Source organism: Rhizorhabdus sp. P4_G5, assembly GCF_056401065.1.
In genome coordinates this window covers 61,467-79,348 of record NZ_JBFUKB010000008.1, presented here as the reverse complement: position 1 = coordinate 79,348, position 17,882 = coordinate 61,467, and the positions used below count along the sequence as shown (strand labels likewise).

The window sequence follows — 17,882 nt, the reverse complement described above, 5'->3', positions numbered from 1 at the left end:
AAGCCGACTCCGCGGCGGCGACATTTGCAATGGATGTACGGAGAACCGCCCGCGTCGGTCATTTCCTGACCGGGGCAGGGGCGTTCGCGCAATTTTGTCAGGCGATGAAGCGCTGCAGCGCCTTGTCCACCGCGCTGCGATCGACGATCGGGCGCGAAACGATCGCCACCTTCCCGTCGGCTTCGCGCCGGGCGACGAGCAGCATGATATCGCCCTCGACATCGCCGAGATCGACGATCGCCCGGGGCAGGGCGCTGCCCACCATCATCCGTGCGGACTGGACCCGGTCGACCTTCAGGGCCGGGCGGCGCTCGCCGCGCTCGGCGGCGACGACGCCCTTGATCCCGCCGGCGAGGCTCGCCAGCCATTGTTCGACCCGGCCGGCGGCAAGGCACAGCCGGCGGGCGTGGGTGAGCACCGCGGCGAACTCGGTGAGCCGCTTGCGGTCATAATCGCGGCCGAACACCAGCTTGACGATCGGCGTCATCGGCGCGCGCGCCTGCGGCACGATGCCCGCGCCGGCCAGCAGCGGCGCCAGGCCGTCCGGGTCGATCTCGGCCGCCAAGGCTACGTCATAGGCGAAGGAGAGGGCGCGGTAGAGCGCGTGGCGGGTGCGGCCTTCGCTGTCGCGCGCCTCGCCCGCCAGGGCGCGCGCATCGTCGACCAGATCGGCCAGCGCCGGAAGTTCGCCGGCCTCCGCCAGGGCGGCACGCTCGCTGGTGGCGACCAGTTCGGTGAGCGGGCGCGCAGGCCCGGCAAAGGCGGTGGTCACCGCCTCGACGATATCGGGGGCCAGCGCCTGTTCCGCGGCTTCCTTCCAGTTGATCACGCCATGGATGAGATCGATCACCGCGCCGTTCGACGAATAGGGCATCAGGATGCCGCGATACAGCATCGGCTGGCCGCGCTGGCTGATGAACTCCGCCTCGAAGCCGACCGGCGCGCGATTGTCGAGGATTTCGTTATAATGACCGGTCAGCCGCGACAGCACCGAGCGGGCCGGGACGTCCGCGACCGATTCGATCTCCGCCGTCAGCCCGCCTTCCTCGCGCAGCGCCCGGCCGAGATAGGCGATCGCCGGGTTGACCCGGTCGACCGAGAAATCGAGCAGCACCGAATAGGGGCCGAACTCGTCGAGCACCTCCAGATCGAGATCGCCGATCGCGGGATAGTCGCGGCCGTCGAGCAGCGAGAGCCACATTTCATAGGCGCGCACATGCATGCGCCGCTCGTCGGTGCCGATCATCGGCGGCATGTCCATGCAGGGCTCGTCGGCTGCGGGAAAATCCCAGTCGGCCAGATCCTCTGCATTGAACGAGCGATAATCTTCCATGTTCGGGCCCCTGGCACAGCGGCGCGCCTGATCGGAAAGGCGCGATAGGCCGCGACCATGCTCTGCCGCGGGTTGAGGATTGGTAAAGGCCGCGAAATTCGTTTCGACGCCACCGCGACCGAGCGCTTGAACAAGCCGGCAACCGCTGTTAATGGCCGCCCTCCGGCTAGCCGCTTTAGCTCAGTTGGTAGAGCATCGCATTCGTAATGCGGGGGTCACAGGTTCGAGTCCTGTAAGCGGCACCAGGACCCGGTCAAAAACGGGCGTGAAATCCTCGTAAACCCGCAGAAAATCTGGTAAAATTGGGTATCGGCCGTCCGAGTTCGTGCACCCAAATCCACCCACATCCGGTCGATTTGGGGGCCTTTTCTCGGGGGCCCCTAACCGGAAAGCTATGGTGGCCCCCAATGTTGACTGTGGTCGAGATTCGCGCCCTCAAACCGAGAGCAAAGCCGTACAAGGTTGCCGATGGAAAAGGCCTGCTCCTGCTTGTCCAGCCTTCGGGATCGCTGCTCTGGCGGTTTAAATATCGCTTTCGCGGCATCGAGAAGAAGTTGTCCTTCGGCCGCTTCCCGGACGTCTCGCTGCAAGAAGCCCGCGCCTTCAGAGACGAGGCCCGCGAGAAGATCGAACAGGGGATCGATCCTGCAGCGGAAAAGCGTCAGGCCATCGTCGAGGCAGCCCTTACGGCCGCAAATACATTTCGGCTGATTGCCGACGAATATATCGACAAGATGGAAGCCGAACGGAAGGCCGCGTCGACGCTCAAAAAGGCGCGCTGGTTTCGAGATTTGCTCGAACCAGATATCGGTCATCGACCGATCTCGGAAATCACGCCGCACGAACTTCTTGCCGCCCTCAAGCGGGTGGAACGGCGGGGTCACCATGAGACCGCTCAGCGTCTGCGGGCTTTTTCAGGCAGGCTCTTCCGCTATGCGATTGCGACTCTCCGAGCTGATCGCAATCCAGCGGACGTGCTGAGAGGCGCCTTGATCGCTCCCCAGGTCACCCACCACGCCGCAATTCTTGAACCCAAGAAGGTCGGCGAACTCATGCGGGCAATCGAAGGATACAGCGGTCGACCCGAGACCAAGATCGCGCTTGAAGTTTTGCCCCACGTCTTCGTTCGCCCAGGTGAACTGAGGAAAGCAGAGTGGAGCGAGTTTGATTTTGACACCGCCGTCTGGCGAATTCCCGCCGTGAAGATGAAAATGGGACAGCCGCATGTCGTCCCGCTTTCCAAGCAGTCGCTCGCAATGTTCCGGAGTCTGCGTGAGATCGGCAATAGCGGAAACTATCTATTTCCGGCACCCCATACGTCAAAGCAGCCGATGTGCGAGAACACTCTGAATGTCGCTTTACGCCGGCTCGGCTATGGCGGGGACGAGATGACCTCGCACGGCTTCCGTGCTATTGCCAGTACGCTGCTCAACGAATCCGGCCGCTGGCATCCAGACGCAATCGAACGCGCGCTGGCCCATCGCGACCGCGACCAGGTCCGCGCTGCCTATCATCGTGGAAGCCACTGGGAAGAACGGGTCCGGATGGCGCAATGGTGGTCCGATCATCTGGATCAATTGCGCGACGGCGCAAAAGTCCTGCGGCCGAAGTTTCGCAAGCGAGGTTGAGGATCGCCGGGTTTTCGCCCCGTCCTGCGCATTGGTTTTCGGGAGGCAGGCCGGGCTTATGGCAAACGGTGGCAATGCGAGGCATTTGGCCGAGTGCTGATGTCCAAAATGTCGGACACTCCGGAACGGCAGGTTATGGCTCCGGGCTCGGGATAGCCCGCTCAATGCCGCTGAGCGTCAGGACAGCTTTGCGCCCCAATTGCTGCCATTAGAGCACGGTGCAGCAAATCCCAAAAGCAGCCCTACGCCAGCGGGATAAACGACCGCTAACGTCGGCTGTCCCTCTCGCCATACCCGAAGGCTATCGACGGCGTTGCTCGAACGCGGCAAGAGCGCTCTGAAAGGAGCGCCAAGGCCAAAAATGACGAAACTGACCCTTTCCCAGCTGACTTCCCTCCTGTTCAAGGCTTGCGATGAACTGCGCGGCAACATGGATGCCTCGGAGTACAAGGAATATATCTTCGGCGTTCTGTTCCTGAAGCGCTGCAGCGATCTGTTCGATCAACAGCGCGAGCGCCTAACCACTGGGCTTAAGGCGCGCGGGTTGCATCCGCCTCGACTCGAGGCGCTTCTCGAAAGCCGGGATCAGTACACGTTCTACGTGCCGCCAGAGGCCCGCTGGGAGACCGTTCGACATCTGAAGGACGATGTCGGCAACGGACTAAATACCGCGCTGGGCGAGCTTGAGCGCCACAACAAGGATCAGCTCGAAGACGTCCTTGAGCACATAAACTTCAACCGAAAGATCGGTCAGCGCACCCTGAGCGACGATACCCTTGTCGACTTCATACAAGTGTTCGAGAAGATCCCGCTGCGCGACGAGAACTTTGAGTTTCCGGACCTGCTTGGCGCGGCATATGAATATCTGATCAAGTATTTTGCGGACTCAGCGGGCAAAAAGGCCGGCGAGTTCTACACCCCGTCCGACGTCGTCCGCACGATGGTGGAAATCGTCGATCCTCAGCCGCACATGTCGGTCTACGATCCCACCGTCGGATCGGGCGGCATGCTGATCCAGTCGCGCGATTACGTCCGCGACAATGGCGGCAATCCGTTCGACCTCACCCTCGCCGGGCAGGAATCGCAGGGGACCACCTGGTCGATCTGCAAAATGAACATGATCCTGCACGATATTCAGTCGGCCGACATTCGCCAGGAAGACACGCTCGCCAAGCCGCAGCATCGCACCGGCGACGAGCTGACCCGGTTCGACAGGGTGTTGGCCAACCCGCCATTCAGCCAGAATTACAGCGCCAAGGACATGGAGTTCAAAAGCCGCTTCGCAAAATGGATGCCCGAGAAGGGCAAGAAGGCGGACCTCATGTTCGTCCAACACATGCTGGCGGTGCTCAAGTCGGACGGGCGCATGGCCACGGTCATGCCGCACGGCGTGCTGTTTCGCGGCGGTGAAGAGAAGGAGGCGCGCGAGCACTTCATCAAGCAGGGTTGGCTCGATGCCGTCATCGGCCTGCCATCCAGCCTGTTCTACGGCACCGGCATTCCCGCCTGTATCCTGGTGATGAACAAGGAGCATGCCGCCGAGCGCAACGACGTCTTATTCATCAACGCCGACCGCGAATATCGCGAAGGCAAGGCGCAGAATTTCCTGCGGCCCGAAGACATGGCCAAGATCGTCGAGGTGTATCGCAAGCGCGAGGATGTGCCAGGCTATGCCCGCGTCGTGCCCCGCGCGGAGATCGAGGCCGAGCAGTACAACTGCAATATCCGCCGCTATGTCGATAACACCCCGCCGCCCGAGCCTCAGGATGTGCGCGCGCACATCCATGGCGGGGTGCCGGTCGTGGAGGTGGACGCATTGGAACGCCACTGGATCAACTACTCGGAGTTGCACGAGGCCTGCTTTGCGCCTCGCGTGGGCGATGCCGCTTATTGCGACTTTGCCGCAGCGATCACGAAGCATCGTGACATCGCAGAGCTGGTCAAGTGGCACCCGGGGGTGCTTGCCGCGCACCGGGCGTTCATGAGCCGGCTGGAGGACTGGTGGTGCACAGTCGAGCCGCAGATGCAGATGGTTGCGGCGGGCAATGGGCAGGCGGACAATGTCTATGCGCTCCGGCGCGGACTGATGGCCGAGATCGCGCAGGCCTTCGACGATCAGACGCTGCTCAACCCCTTTCAGGTCCGCGGCGGCATGGCGCGCTATATAGACAGCCTCAAGACCGATCTCAAATCGGTCGCGGCGAGCGGCTGGGGCGCCGAGCTAATCCCCGACGACGAGATACTGCAAAGCGAATTTCCGGAGCTGATCGAGGAACTGGCGGCCAAGCGCGCGCGCATCGACGAGGTGCAGGCGCTGTTCGCCGCGGCGGACGAGGAAGGCTATGAGGACGACGAGGACAGCGGGGTGCTGTCCTCCTCTCAGGTCAAGGACCTGAAAGAGCTGCTCAAGGCCCAGGGCGCGGAACTGAAAGCGCTGGTAAAGGCGGCGCAGGGCGCAGCGCCCGCTCTCGTCACCGAACTGCGGCTGCCGAAGGGTGCGGCGAAGCTGGGCAAGCTGGGGGATCCCGATTTCGTTGCCGTTCATGCGCTGGCGGCGGCGGCAAGCAAGGCCCGCAGCACATCGCACTTTGCCGAACCCGTCCGCGCGCTGGCGCAGCAAGGCCAGGCGATCGTCGAAACGCTGGCCGATGCCGAGATCCGCCTTGCCCGGCATAAGAAGCTGGAAGACGAGGCCAAGGCGCTAAAGGCTGAGCTACGCGTGGCGGAGAAGCGGCGCGAGGAGCTGGTCGCCGCCGCCCGCGCTAAGATAACGCCGGACGCCGCGCGCGCGCAGATCCTGCTGCGCTTCCGCAATTCCCTGTTCGCCACCTACCGCGCCTATCTGGATGCGGACCGCCGGACGGTGACGGCGGCGGTCGAGAAGCTGCACGACAAATATGCGGTGACGGTGAGGGATATCGAGCAAAAGCGTCGCGCCGCGGCGGCGGAGCTGGATGGGTATCTGGAGGCGCTGGGGTATGTCTGAGTGGGTCGAGAAGCCGCTCGGGGAACTGGTCAATATGGATATTGGCGGCACGCCGTCGCGTGACATCCCGGCCTATTGGGCGGACGTCAATGGCTATGGCTATCCTTGGGTTTCGATCGCGGATCTGCGCGCTGGCCGCCTAGCCGAAACGAGCGAACGAATTACCGACCTCGGAGTAAGGCGCTCCAACGTGAAGCAGGTAAAGAGGGGCACCGTCCTGATGACCTTCAAGCTCACAATTGGAGAGGTCGCTATTGCCGATTGCGACCTGTTCACCAACGAGGCGATCGTCGCGATCACACCCAAGTCACGTGAAATCTCAACCGGATTTTTGTTCTATTCACTGCCAAGCGCGGCCAAGGCTGCCATCACCGACTCGGCGATCAAAGGCGCGACGCTAAATAAGAATAAATTGGGAAAGATCGTCATTCGATTTCCCGCAAACGAAGATTGCCAAGATTACATCGCTCGCATCTTGCGCGCGGTCGACATGCAGATCGAAGCGGTGGAAGCGCTGATCGCCAAGCAGGAGCAAGTGCGCGCCGGCCTGATGCAAGACCTGTTCACGCGCGGTGTGAACGATCACGGACAGCTGCGCCCACCCCGCGATCAAGCACCGCATCTCTACCACCAGACTAAACTCGGCTGGCTGCCGTTGGGATGGGACGCATTGCCGTTCGAAAAGCTGGTCGATCCGAATCGGCCTATTTCCTATGGCATCCTGATGCCTGGTACTGATTTCCCCGATGGAATACCGGTGATCAAGGTGCGAGACATACGTGGCGGCGAGATCATTCGAAGTGGGTTGCTTAGAACCTCGCCCAAAATCGACGCAGAATATGCGCGATCCCGCCTCAAGGAGGGCGATCTTCTTATCACGATACGCGGGACAGTTGGGCGCACTGCCATTGTACCAGCCGAGCTGACCGGAGCGAACATCACCCAGGACACAGCCAGGCTAGCCATAAAGCACGGATGTTCGGATTTCTTCCGCGAGTTTCTGTGCTCACATTCAGCCGCGATGTACTTGAAGAACAATACCTTGGGAAACGCCGTTCAAGGGATCAACTTGCGCGACGTCAAATCGATGCTCGCTCCCGCACCTTCCGATGCCGAGCAAACCGAGATTGCAATGCGTCTGAAATCACATCGCATGTTATCAAGCGCATTAGCGGCAGAATTGCAGGTGCTCCGCCTCCAAAAAGCCGGTCTCATGCAAGACCTGATCACCGGCAACGTCTCCGTCGCCCCGCTCCTCGAAAGCGCCGCCGCATGAGCGAATATGCCCATGTGGAAAAGCCGCTGCTGACCCAGCTCGCCGGGCTGGGCTGGACGGTGATCGACCAGGGCAACCAGACGATCCCGCAGGACCCGGCCCGATCGCTGCGCACCAGCTTCCGCGACCTGATCCTGCCGCGGATATTCCGCGACAGCGTCCGCGCGATCAATGCCTTGCCCGATGGCATCGAATGGTTGACAGAGCGGCAGCTCGCCGGGCTGACCGACGAGATCTTCCGCCAGCCCGGCAAGGGCCTGCTCGAAGCCAATGAGGCGGTGCAGGCGCTGCTGATGAAGGCGCAGGTCGATCGCAACGAAGTGACGGGGGAAAAGGACCCGACCGTCCGCCTGATCGATTTCGCCAACCCCGAACGCAACAGCTTTCACGCGATCAATCAGTTCCGCGTCGATACCCCCGGCTGCGTCAAGGGCTTCATCATCCCCGATGTGGTGCTGTTTGTGAACGGGCTGCCGCTGGTGGTGATCGAGGCCAAGATCGGTGACGCCAACAACGCCAATCCGATGCACGAAGCCTATGTCCAGCTGCGACGCTATCGCGACGCCCGGTCCGAAACCGCGCGCGCCGGTCTGCGCGAGGGCGAGCCTAGGCTATTCTACCCCAACCTCGCCGTCATCCGCACCTGCGGCGAGGCGGCCGAGTTCGGCAGCATCACCAGCGCGCCCGAGCATTTCTACAGCTGGCGCGATATTTGGCCGGACCGGTACGCCACGATCGCCCCGCCGCTCGGCGCGATCCGCGCGCAGGAGGAACTGGTCCAAGGCCTGCTCAACCCGCACTGCCTGCTCGACATGCTGCGCACCTGCTCGGTATTTAAGGATACCGAGAGCGGCAAGCGCGTGAAGGTGCTCGCCCGATACCAGCAGCATCGCGCTGCGCGACGCATCGTTGAGCGCCTGCGCACCGGCGAAACGCCGGCGGAGCGCAGCGGGGTGATCTGGCACACGCAGGGTTCGGGCAAGTCGCTGACCATGGTCTTCGTCGGGCGGATGCTGCGCGCGTCGCGCGACCTCAACGACATCAAGATCGTCATGGTGGTGGACCGGGCGGACCTTGAGGACCAGCTATCCGCCACCGCGCGACTGATCGGCGGCAAGATCAATCTGGTGGAGAGCCGGGCCGCGGTGCGCGACGTGCTCGCCTCGCTCGCCTCCGACGTGAACATGGTGATGGTCCACAAATTCGTCGAGGCGAAGGACGACCTGCCCGACAGCTTTCGCGAAAAGCTGGGCCGCTATGCCCCGCCGCCCAGCGCGGAAAGCTTTGGCGTGGTCAACGCGTCTCCGCGGATTCTGATCATGGTGGATGAAGCGCATCGTACCCAGGGCAGCGACATGGGCGACAATCTCTTCGAGGCCTTCCCTAATGCCGCCCGGATCGCCTTCACCGGCACCCCGCTCAAGACCGAGCGCCATGGCGGACGCCGAACCGTCAAGCGCTTCGGCGAGTATATCGATACCTACAAGCTGATGGACGCGGTGGAGGACGGGGCGACCCTGCAGATTCTCTACGAAGGCCGCACCGCCAACACCGCGCTTCGCGACAAGGCGGAATTCGATCAGGCTTTCGAGGACTTGTTCGAAGAGCGGACGCCCGAAGATCTGCTCGCGATCAAGAAGAAATACGGCGCGACCGGCGACATTCTGGAGGCCGAAAGCCGCATCGGCGCCATCGCTCGCGACCTGGTCGGGCATTATATCGACAATATCCTGCCCAATGGCTTCAAGGCGCAGGTGGTGTGCCAGTCGAAGCTTGCTGCCGTGCGGTATCAGCGGGCGTTGCGCCAAGCCTTGCAGGAGCGATTGGCGACCGAGCGGGCAAAGGCCGCGCCGGACGACGATTTGATCCGCCGAATCGCCTTTCTAAAGGTGGCGGTGGTCGTCTCATCCGACGCGACCAACGAAGCCGCGGAGATCATCGCAGCGCGCCGGGACGCCAAGGAACTGAACGCAGTCGAAAGCTTCTGCCAGCCATTCAACCTGGACGCGTATGACAAGGCGAACACCGGAGTGGCCTTTCTCGTCGTCTGCGACATGCTCCTGACTGGCTTCGACGCGCCGGTCGAGCAGGTGATGTACATCGACAAACGGCTGAAGGAGCATAACCTCCTCCAGGCCATTGCCCGCGTTAACCGGGTGACGCAGGGCAAGCAGCGCGGCTTCATCGTCGACTATATCGGGCTCGCCAACCATTTGACCGACGCGCTGAAGATCTACGCCGACGAAGATGCCGAAGATCTCAACGCCGGCTTCAAGAACCTGACGTCCGAGCTACCGATTCTGGAGGAACGCTATCGCCGCCTGCTCCAGCATTTTCAGGGGCTTGGTGTGCCTGACATCGAGGCGTTCGTGACCGGCACGATGTCCAGTCCCGACGATGACGTGCGCGTCGTCCATAAGGCCATCGACGCACTGGAAGCCATCAAAGCGCGCGCGGATTTTGAAGTTTATCTCAAGAAATTCCTGATGAGCCTAGATTTAGTCCTGCCGGGTGCCGGCGCCCAGCGGTATCGCGGCCCGGCGCGGCGGCTCGGCTATTTGATGCGCATGACCAAGGAGCGGTTCAAGGATGATTCCATCGACTTTGCCGGTGTGGGCCAGAAGGTTGCGGCGCTGATCAATCAGCATCTGATCGAACTGGGAATCGATCCGCAGATTCCGCCGGTGGAGCTGCTCGACCCCGACTTCGTCAAGCGAGTGACGGGGCACGCTCAGGGGAGCACGCGTGCCAAGGCCAGCGAGATGGAACACGCCATCCGTAAGCACTGCACCATTCACTTCGACGAGGACCCGGCGTTCTTCAAGCGAATGAGCGAGAAGCTCGACTCGCTGATCGCCAAGCATGGCGAAGACTGGAAAATCCTGACCGAAGCCTACGTGGAACTGCGGGCCGAAATCCGCTCCGGCCGTGCTAAAGTTATCGCGGCGCAATCCGCTGAGGTTATGGTTTTCCGGGATAACCTGTTTGATTTGATTGGTGACGGAGCGACGCTCTCGCTGGAAGATTCTGCGATGGTCGATGCACTCTTGGCAAGACTGGTTTCCATCATCCGCGAAGCCATCGTGATCGTCGACTTTTGGCGGAAGCCCGATCGGGTTCGGCGACTGCGTGCCAACATCGACACGGAATTGATGGTGTCGGGCGTTGGCGTTGTTCAGGACCGACACCAGCGAATTGCCGTGGAATTAGTGAAGCTGGCGGAGAAGCGGCACGTGGAGCTGTTGCGGGCATGAAAATGTGTGCGCAAGATATAGAGTTCACGCTGATACGCAGCGACCGGAAGACCGCGGATATCGTGATCGAACGCTCCGGCGATGTGATCGTGCGTGCGCCTAACTGCATAGACGACGAAAGAGTCCGCGAAGCCGTCGCCGAGCGCGCTTTGTGGGTCCACCGCTCACTGGCGGAATGGGAGGACCTCAACTCAAGCCGCCGTCATCGCCCACTGGTTCAGGGTCAGGGATTCGCTTATCTCGGGCGTTCGTATCGGCTCAAATTCATTGAAGACTTGGATGTGCCGCTACGCCTAAAGAACGGGCGTTGGGAGTTGTCGGAAACATTTGTCGCTCGCGAGGGCGCGGCTGCGGCAAGAAAAGCTTTCCGTGACTTCTACGCGAGGAAGGGCATGCAGATCTTCACCGAACGCGTTCGGCAACTCGCGCCCTGCGTCGGTGTCGAACCGGGCCAGGTGGCCGTCAAGGAACTTGGGTATCACTGGGCATCATGCGGTGGTGGCGGGGCGCTCAATTTCCACTGGAAGACCCTCATGGCACCACAAACGGTGATCGACTATATCGTCGTCCATGAACTCTGCCATTTGCGGCACCGCGATCATTCGGACGCATTTTGGAACGAGGTGGACAAGGTCATGCCGCGATACCGAGAGAGGAAGGATTGGCTCCGGCAGAACGGGGCGTCCCTCGACCTCTAAACGGTGTTCGTCTGCTCTCTGACGTTTGCGCCCTCAATGCTGCCGGTCAGCTAACGGCCCAAAAGCGGAAGGGCCGTTTTGGCATAAGCTGCCGGTCGGCAACGCGCCTTCATATCGGCCATTCAGCCATCAACCAGGCAAGCCTAAAAGCTGCCCTTGGTTCATCTGACGACGGTCGCGCCGTAAACGACCAACTTTGGGACAGTCCGGACAGTCTGCTCTTGGACAAGAAGGGGGCAAAAGCGGACGTCGATCACGCGGCACCTATATGACCGCTATTAGGTTGCAGTTATGTCAAATCGCGTCACGAACTCCGACCATTCCCGCGCCGAAATATTGGCCGGGCGCGTCAAGGCGGTGCCCGCTAGAGCCTGACGCACAACATCCGCCTCAGCGGCTGACAGCGAGACCGCGTTCATTCGATAGTCGTCGAACGCTTCATAGCTGGCCGGCACCCACTGCCGGACTATGTCCCTTATGAGCTCGGCATACGCGCGAATTTCAAACTGGGCATGCGGATCCGCGCGCAACCGCAAAAATCCAAAGAGATTGTGAAGATCGGTCTTCCAATACCATTGCGTATAGGTTGATAGGCTGAGCCCGATCCGGCCGAGTTCGCGCGTCAGCCCCGTCCGGTTGGCATCATGGTCCGGATCGTCGGGCTCATTGAGCAGCCAGCGATAGGTGGCGTAGGACCGCTGGGCATCGTCCCGCAGCAGATGGAGCACATGCGCTGCCTGTTCCTCGTCAAGCACGGCGCCTCGACCCTGGCGGTTGGTCGTCGTCTGCGACGCGAGTTGGTCTGGGGAGGGAGTGTAGAATTCCCGATCGAGGATCGAGTAGCGCGCCGAATATTCGTTGATGTTGGCGGTGCGATGTCGGACCCATTGCCGCGCGACAAAGATCGGCAACTTCACATGCAGCTTAATCTCGCACATTTCGAAGGGGGTCGAATGCCAGTGACGCATTAGATAGCGGATCAGCGCCCGATCCTCGCTCACCTTTTTGGTGCCGCGTCCATAGGACACTCTCGCGGCCTGCACGATCGCAGCATCGTCGCCCATATAATCGATGACCCTGACGAAGCCGTGATCGAGGACCGGATGCTCGGTCTGGAGGATTGCCTCAAGCGCGGCAACCGTGGGACGCCGAGTTTCGCTCATATGCGCGCGCGCCGCCATAATCTCGGCTTCGGGCGTTCCGCTAGTCATTCTAGATCCTTCACACGCTGCGCAGCTGCTAATCTCCATTATGGGATCGGCGAGATGCGACTCTTGGAAATTGGAACATATAGGAAACAACTGGCGTCATGCAACGCGGTAGAGATCTCGACCGGCAAGCCGTAGGCAATAGCCGACGGCGTCGGGTGAGTCGCCACGCATCGCCGCGTCCGCCGTATAGTCGAGGGCATAGCGCAAGGGCTGGGCATAATAGACTGGAACCGCCGGCTTTTCCGCTGCTTCGACCGCCAACGCGAACAGGCACATGGCAAGCGACACCGTTTTCGGACCATAAGGGGCGATCGCCGAACTGATCGTCCCGCCATCGGTCATCTCGCACAACGCGTCGAAGATCTGGGAGCAATCATACATGTGGATGTGGACCCGGTCCGGGGGATCGATCTGATTTTTCGAGGTGAGCTCCTCGATATGCTTCACGAACATCCAATTTCGATGATGCCCGGGCGGACCCGGCGGGAAGGGGAAGATCAGCCGGATCGCATCCGACGCCTGCTCCGCGAGCAAGGCATCGAGGCCGGTTGGCTCGAAGCCGATACCGATGATCAGCGATCCGTGGCGGTCGCGCGCGGCATCTCCAGCGAAGCTCGGCAGGACTCGAAGCGGGGAGATATTTTCCGACAAGGTCGCCGCATATCCAACCCCCGCCGTGTAGCAGGCGATCACGTCCTCTATCGCTGCTTCGGCAAGCGCCGCACGGATGAGTGGGAAAAACCAATGTTTCGGTAGGGACGTCAGGTCGATGAGCAGGCTTGTACTCCCCGCCTCGACGAGTCCGGCGACGATGCCCGTGATCATGTCCAGGTCGGCGACGAGCGGTGCCGGTTTGATCTCTTCCGCAGCATAACCTGCGGCGGCGAGCGCCGCCCGGTTCTCGGCCAGACGCTCTTCTACCGCAGCTCGATCGAGCGGCTGCGGGTCGTGGATTTCGACCATGCGGACTTGGTCGAGCGCGGCCCGTCCCAAATGTCTGGCCAGGCTGATGCTGCGCTTCTCCGTCCCGCAGCAGCCGACCATCGACCAAGCTTTACCTTCGAGACGGCCGAGCAGCCAGTCGATTTGTCCCCAGGGCCGAAAGGGCTGCATTGTTCAGGCCTCGAACAGCGGCAGCGGGGCGGGATCGCCATTCGGCCGGCTTTGTCGAATGCCTTCGGGCACCGGCAGTTTCGCCTCGGCCATCCAGCCGGCCACCTCGGCGGCATGGACGTAGATCGGCTCCTTCAGCCGCTTATAGTGGATGCGGAAATGCGGGCACAGCACCGGATTCAAATAGAATTTCGTCCGCGCTAGTCGGTCCTTCTCCTTGGTGGTGTGGCTCGATGCCACCAAGCTTCCATAATCTACCATCTCCCACAGCAGGTCCTGGACAAAGGCGAAGTCGGGAGCGGCGAGTTCGTCGTCCGGAACCGAAAAGCCGTTGTGACCAGGATTGCTCATTTGCCGGTCGGCATGAAGCCGCCTTGCGAGAAAGGTTCCCAGCAGCTGGACGAAACGGCTACGGTCGCCGCTGCGCCCGGTCTCGCGCAGGATCTTGCGCAGCCAATATTCGCTGGCTTTCAGTATCCCGATGGCCTGCAGGTCGTCCTCGATCCGCGCCAGCCCCGTGTCGCGGCTGCGGCGGCCCAATTGGTTGTTCGTGTCCCAGATATTCTGACAGATGTTGAGGAACGTCAGGATATTGCCGCCGCTCAGCTCAATGACCTCGGATTTGCCCGACCAGATCGGCCGCTCCTGGCAGCGCCCAGCAATCTGGACGAGGGCCAGTTCGACCCGTTCCTTGCGCCACCATTCGCGTTCGACATCGTCGCGGATGGCCATCGTCAGTTCGGCGGGCAGCAATCGGGTTGCCCGGGGTGCCGTCCGGTCGATCCGCTGCAGCGCCCTGGCCTCCAGCAGCCGCGCGTCGAGAGGCTCGCCATTGACTATTTCCCTGAGCGCCGCCGAAAATGGTTCGGGCCAGTCCGGATCGACCTTGACGGCGCGTCCCGGGTTCCGCCCGCCATAGCGGCGCGCCTTTTCCTGGGGCGCGATGCCGTTACCGAAGATAATACCCAGAAGCTTGTCGCCTTTCGCGTCGTCCGACGCCAATCCGACATGCCGCAACCGCCGTGCGAAGACATCGGCGACGAAGTTCGGGAAAATATAGGTCTTGGGATTTTCCGGGCGCTTTAGCAGCAGATCGAGGTCAACGAACTTATAGTCCCGTTCCTCCTCGAGCCGCGCGGTCGTTCCAAGGATACGGCCATGGTCGCGCCAGGCGTGGCCGCGCGTGCCGATCCGGTAGGAGATGGCGGGGTCGCGGCGGGCCAAGGCCCGATTTATTACCGCGCGATAATCGGGCGTCCGCTCGTCGGGTGACGCGATGTTGGCGAGTTCCTCATATTGGTCAATATGGATGAAGACGGGCAGCTTTTCGGCGATGATGCCGGCCCGTTTGAGTTCGGCGACGATGGTCGAAATCGGTGTGCCCATGTCGGTCTTCGTCGCGCGGACGTCATCGTCGAGTTGGCGATCGTTCCGGTGCAGATAGCGCACATAGGCGTTGATCCGGTGCCGCATCCGCGCCTCGATCTCCGCGATCGTCGCGCAGCCGGCCAGAAATCCCTGAAACACCGGATGTGCCTGGACGCGCTGCGCGAAATCGTGCGTCCGCTCGGGATTGAGTGATACGACCGGGTAATGTTTGATCTCGCGGCCCGGCTCAGAGAGCTTGCGAAGCGCTTCGAACAGGTCGAGCAGGATATGGTGATTGACGAAATCCGCGAAGAGCAGCGCATTCTCTTCCGGATCGTCGGTGAGCCGCCGATATCCGAAATCCATAGCGTTATCGTGCGCGAGGTTGATGCCGGCGCCGATGAAGTCGCCGGTTGCGCCCTGGACAGGAAAAGGTGCCATTGCCCGCCCATATTCGCGACGGACTTCTGCCTTGAGCAAGGTCAGGAGCATGCTCTTGCCGCTCCCCTGTATGCCCTTCACGACGACGTTGCCGGGCAGGAATAGCGCCTGCGCATGTTCCACGAGAAAGGGACTGAAAATTCCGACGAACTCGCTGCTAGTCAGGCGGTCGCCGACATAGACCTCGAAAAAGGGATTGATCTGCATCGTCATGCGCGCTTCAGCCGCGGGAAAAGTGGTTTCCAGCCATCGGTAGCATCCCAGAGGATCGGCAGCGAGTTGTTCGGGCAGTTGGAATAGAGCGCGACGACCGCGCCGGTTCCTTTATAACCATGGTGGCGTTGCGAGGCGGCATCCGGTTCGGTCGGGCTGAGACGGGCCTTCACGCGCAGCGTCAGGTCGCGCACCTTACCATATAACGGCGCCTCGTCGGCTACGGGATCGGCGGCGATGAGCGTGTCGGCGGCGATCCTGAGCGCCGGTTCATAGCTGATCATGGCATGGTCGGTCATGATCTTGTCGCAGACCGCGTCGCCCTTAGGGCAGACCACAAGGGGGCAGGCGAGGACCGGAATGTCGGGAAAATTGTTGGCGACGAAGCGCAACACGCTCCCCATTTGAGTGCCGCTTCCGACAAAATCCTCGAGCAGCACGAGGCGTTGCACATCTTCGACTTTAAGATAGCTCTTTATTTTGTCGACATCGCCGAATTTGCACAACGACCGCCATTCGGGCCGGTGAGATTTTCCCGTGAGCCCGTTGACCTTCAAAAAGGCGTTGATCCGCATGCTGTCGGTCGCGGGACAGAACCATGTCCGTTCGACGGCCGTCCCGATCTGATCGCCCGCCGCCGCATCGGCGATGTCGATATCGCACTGGTCGACAAGCCAGCGCGTAACGGGGCCATGAAAGGCCGCGCGACACAGCGATTCAAATTCGGGCCGGCCAACGAAGAACAGTCTTTCGAGCAGTCGAAAAAGGGTGAGCCGGTCATGCTCGTCATCGACGTTGTGCAGCCAGCGATCCAGCCGATTTTCGAAGCGGTCGAACTGCGCGGGTTCATAATCGTCCCACACCCGGCGTCCCAAGTATAACACGGACTCCAGGTCGAGCAGGGCTTCTTCGCCCTCGGCCCAATCATGGAGCCCCCAGCGGGCGAGAAGCGTGCGGAGCCGGTCGCTCATGCTGCCACCGGCAGGAGCGCGTTGCGCACAAAATGCGCGAGTCGCCCTGCCATGGGGGGAGGGACAGCGTTGCCGATCAGGCGGAAGGCGCGCGCCTTGACGTCACCAAAGTCGAACCCGTCATGAAATCCTTGTATCCGCGCCGCCTCGCGGGGCGTCAGCCCGCGATGCTCGCGTGGATGCAGGAAGAGCGCCGGATCGCCGAAATGGGTATCGACGGTTGGCGATGGGCCATCGAGCGACAGACGTCGGAATTTACCATTATAGGTATGTTTCAGATCGATATAGTGGCCTACCCACCGGAGATAATTGAGCGAGATGAGGCGCTCCACCTCGGCATGGCAACAGCTTCCGAGATGCGAACAGATGCGCTCGATCTCAACCGGGTCGGCATCACCGAAATCGCGTCGCCGGTCGCGGCGCCGCAGGCGCACGATCGCCTCAAGCACGCTTCTTTCGCTTGGGGTTATGGCGCCAAAGACCTCCGGAATATCCCAGGTGTGGACGGCCGCTGGACTGATGCGGACATTGCACAGTTTCTGACCCGGTCCGATCCTCGCCGCGATATGCGCTTCCCGCGAGCCACGCCTGAACGGTAGCGGATCATGGCCCGAGGCGTCGCCAATCCCGCCAATCGTCTCTAGGAGCGGAGGGCTCGCCCGCGGCGGTAGATCGCACCGCACGGGAATATCGCCCCGCCAGGCCAGCAGGAATAAGCGCTTGCGCAATTGAGGAACGCCGCTCGCCGGCCCCTCGGCGACGATCCGCTCAACCATATATCCGCCCGCGCGGAGCATCGCCTCGACCTGCTCCCAACGGCTGCCATGGCGGCCAGAAATCGCCGCCGGCACATTTTCCAGCACAAAGACCTTTGGCCGGACGGTCAGGGCAATTTCGCCCGCGCGAACCAGGAGATTGTTGCGCGGATCCTCCAGCGCGCGCTTGCCAGCGGTCGAAAATCCTTGGCAGGGCGATCCGGCGAGAAGGACGTCCGCCGATATTTGCGGCGTGGTATCCGAGAGGTCGCACACCCTCGCGACATCGACGATATTTGCGTTGAACGTGCCGACGGCGATCGGGTCGATGTCGAAGGCCGCGACGGGGCGGAAGCCTTCCGACTTGAAACCCAGATCAAATCCGCCGCATCCGGCGAACAAGCTGGCTACGGTTGGCTGTTTACCGCGCATGCATCACTCCGGGCCCACCGTCCATCGGCGCCGCAGACCCGGCCCCCCTTTGCGGCATTGCTATATCAGACCCGCGCGATACGAAAAGAGCGACGCACAGCGTCGAACGGACAATAGCGTCCGAAACCGAGTTGTCGCTATTCGTCACGAACCGCGCCGCGCTGAATCAAAGAGCGGTGGATGTCCTTCAAGGTGACGACCAT

Annotated in this window: 11 protein-coding genes and 1 tRNA gene; 6 read left to right on the top strand and 6 right to left on the bottom strand. The window is 61.6% G+C overall.

Annotated elements, in window-relative coordinates; genetic code table 11:
- Window positions 1–97: 97 nt before the first annotated feature.
- On the bottom strand, window positions 98–1,333 hold the full coding sequence (locus AC1DQK_RS15000) for a PAS domain-containing protein (protein ID WP_477871906.1): 1,236 nt from the start codon (window positions 1,331–1,333) through the stop codon (window positions 98–100).
- A 169-nt stretch (window positions 1,334–1,502) separates the two neighbouring features.
- On the opposite strand from AC1DQK_RS15000, the gene AC1DQK_RS14995 reads away from it, so the two are divergent.
- From AC1DQK_RS14995 to AC1DQK_RS14970, 6 genes are all read left to right on the top strand, one after another.
- Window positions 1,503–1,578, top strand: a tRNA-Thr gene (locus AC1DQK_RS14995).
- A gap of 162 nt (window positions 1,579–1,740) precedes the next feature.
- On the top strand, window positions 1,741–2,961 hold the full coding sequence (locus tag AC1DQK_RS14990) for a tyrosine-type recombinase/integrase (RefSeq protein ID WP_477871904.1): 1,221 nt from the start codon (window positions 1,741–1,743) through the stop codon (window positions 2,959–2,961).
- 361 nt (window positions 2,962–3,322) lie between these two features.
- On the top strand, window positions 3,323–5,947 hold the full coding sequence (locus tag AC1DQK_RS14985) for an N-6 DNA methylase (protein ID WP_477871902.1): 2,625 nt from the start codon (window positions 3,323–3,325) through the stop codon (window positions 5,945–5,947).
- Window positions 5,940–7,223: a restriction endonuclease subunit S gene (locus AC1DQK_RS14980; RefSeq protein WP_477871900.1), complete on the top strand. Its 1,284-nt coding sequence runs from the start codon at window positions 5,940–5,942 to the stop codon at window positions 7,221–7,223. The genes AC1DQK_RS14985 and AC1DQK_RS14980 overlap by 8 nt, the downstream gene beginning before the upstream one ends.
- A complete protein-coding gene (locus AC1DQK_RS14975; RefSeq protein WP_477871898.1) occupies window positions 7,220–10,477 on the top strand; it encodes a type I restriction endonuclease subunit R in 3,258 nt (1,085 codons plus the stop codon). The genes AC1DQK_RS14980 and AC1DQK_RS14975 overlap by 4 nt, the downstream gene beginning before the upstream one ends.
- The gene (locus AC1DQK_RS14970) at window positions 10,474–11,175 is read left to right on the top strand and encodes a M48 family metallopeptidase (RefSeq protein ID WP_477871896.1); all 702 of its coding nucleotides are present in this window, start codon (window positions 10,474–10,476) and stop codon (window positions 11,173–11,175) included. Before AC1DQK_RS14975 ends, AC1DQK_RS14970 begins: the two co-directional genes overlap by 4 nt.
- A gap of 278 nt (window positions 11,176–11,453) precedes the next feature.
- Here the strand turns inward: AC1DQK_RS14970 and thyX are convergent, their stop codons facing one another.
- From thyX to AC1DQK_RS14945, 5 genes are all read right to left on the bottom strand, one after another.
- Window positions 11,454–12,386, bottom strand: a complete 933-nt coding sequence (gene thyX / locus AC1DQK_RS14965) for an FAD-dependent thymidylate synthase (RefSeq protein ID WP_477871894.1) — start codon at window positions 12,384–12,386, stop codon at window positions 11,454–11,456.
- A gap of 96 nt (window positions 12,387–12,482) precedes the next feature.
- Window positions 12,483–13,349: a hypothetical protein gene (locus AC1DQK_RS14960; protein ID WP_477871892.1), complete on the bottom strand. Its 867-nt coding sequence runs from the start codon at window positions 13,347–13,349 to the stop codon at window positions 12,483–12,485.
- 153 nt (window positions 13,350–13,502) lie between these two features.
- A complete protein-coding gene (locus tag AC1DQK_RS14955; protein WP_477871890.1) occupies window positions 13,503–15,521 on the bottom strand; it encodes an ORC-CDC6 family AAA ATPase in 2,019 nt (672 codons plus the stop codon).
- The gene (locus AC1DQK_RS14950; protein ID WP_477871888.1) at window positions 15,518–16,492 is read right to left on the bottom strand and encodes a phosphoribosyltransferase-like protein; all 975 of its coding nucleotides are present in this window, start codon (window positions 16,490–16,492) and stop codon (window positions 15,518–15,520) included. The genes AC1DQK_RS14955 and AC1DQK_RS14950 overlap by 4 nt, the downstream gene beginning before the upstream one ends.
- Window positions 16,489–17,679, bottom strand: coding sequence for a DNA cytosine methyltransferase (locus AC1DQK_RS14945; RefSeq protein WP_477871886.1), 1,191 nt, complete (start codon window positions 17,677–17,679; stop codon window positions 16,489–16,491). The genes AC1DQK_RS14950 and AC1DQK_RS14945 overlap by 4 nt, the downstream gene beginning before the upstream one ends.
- Between the last annotated feature and the right edge of the window lie 203 nt (window positions 17,680–17,882).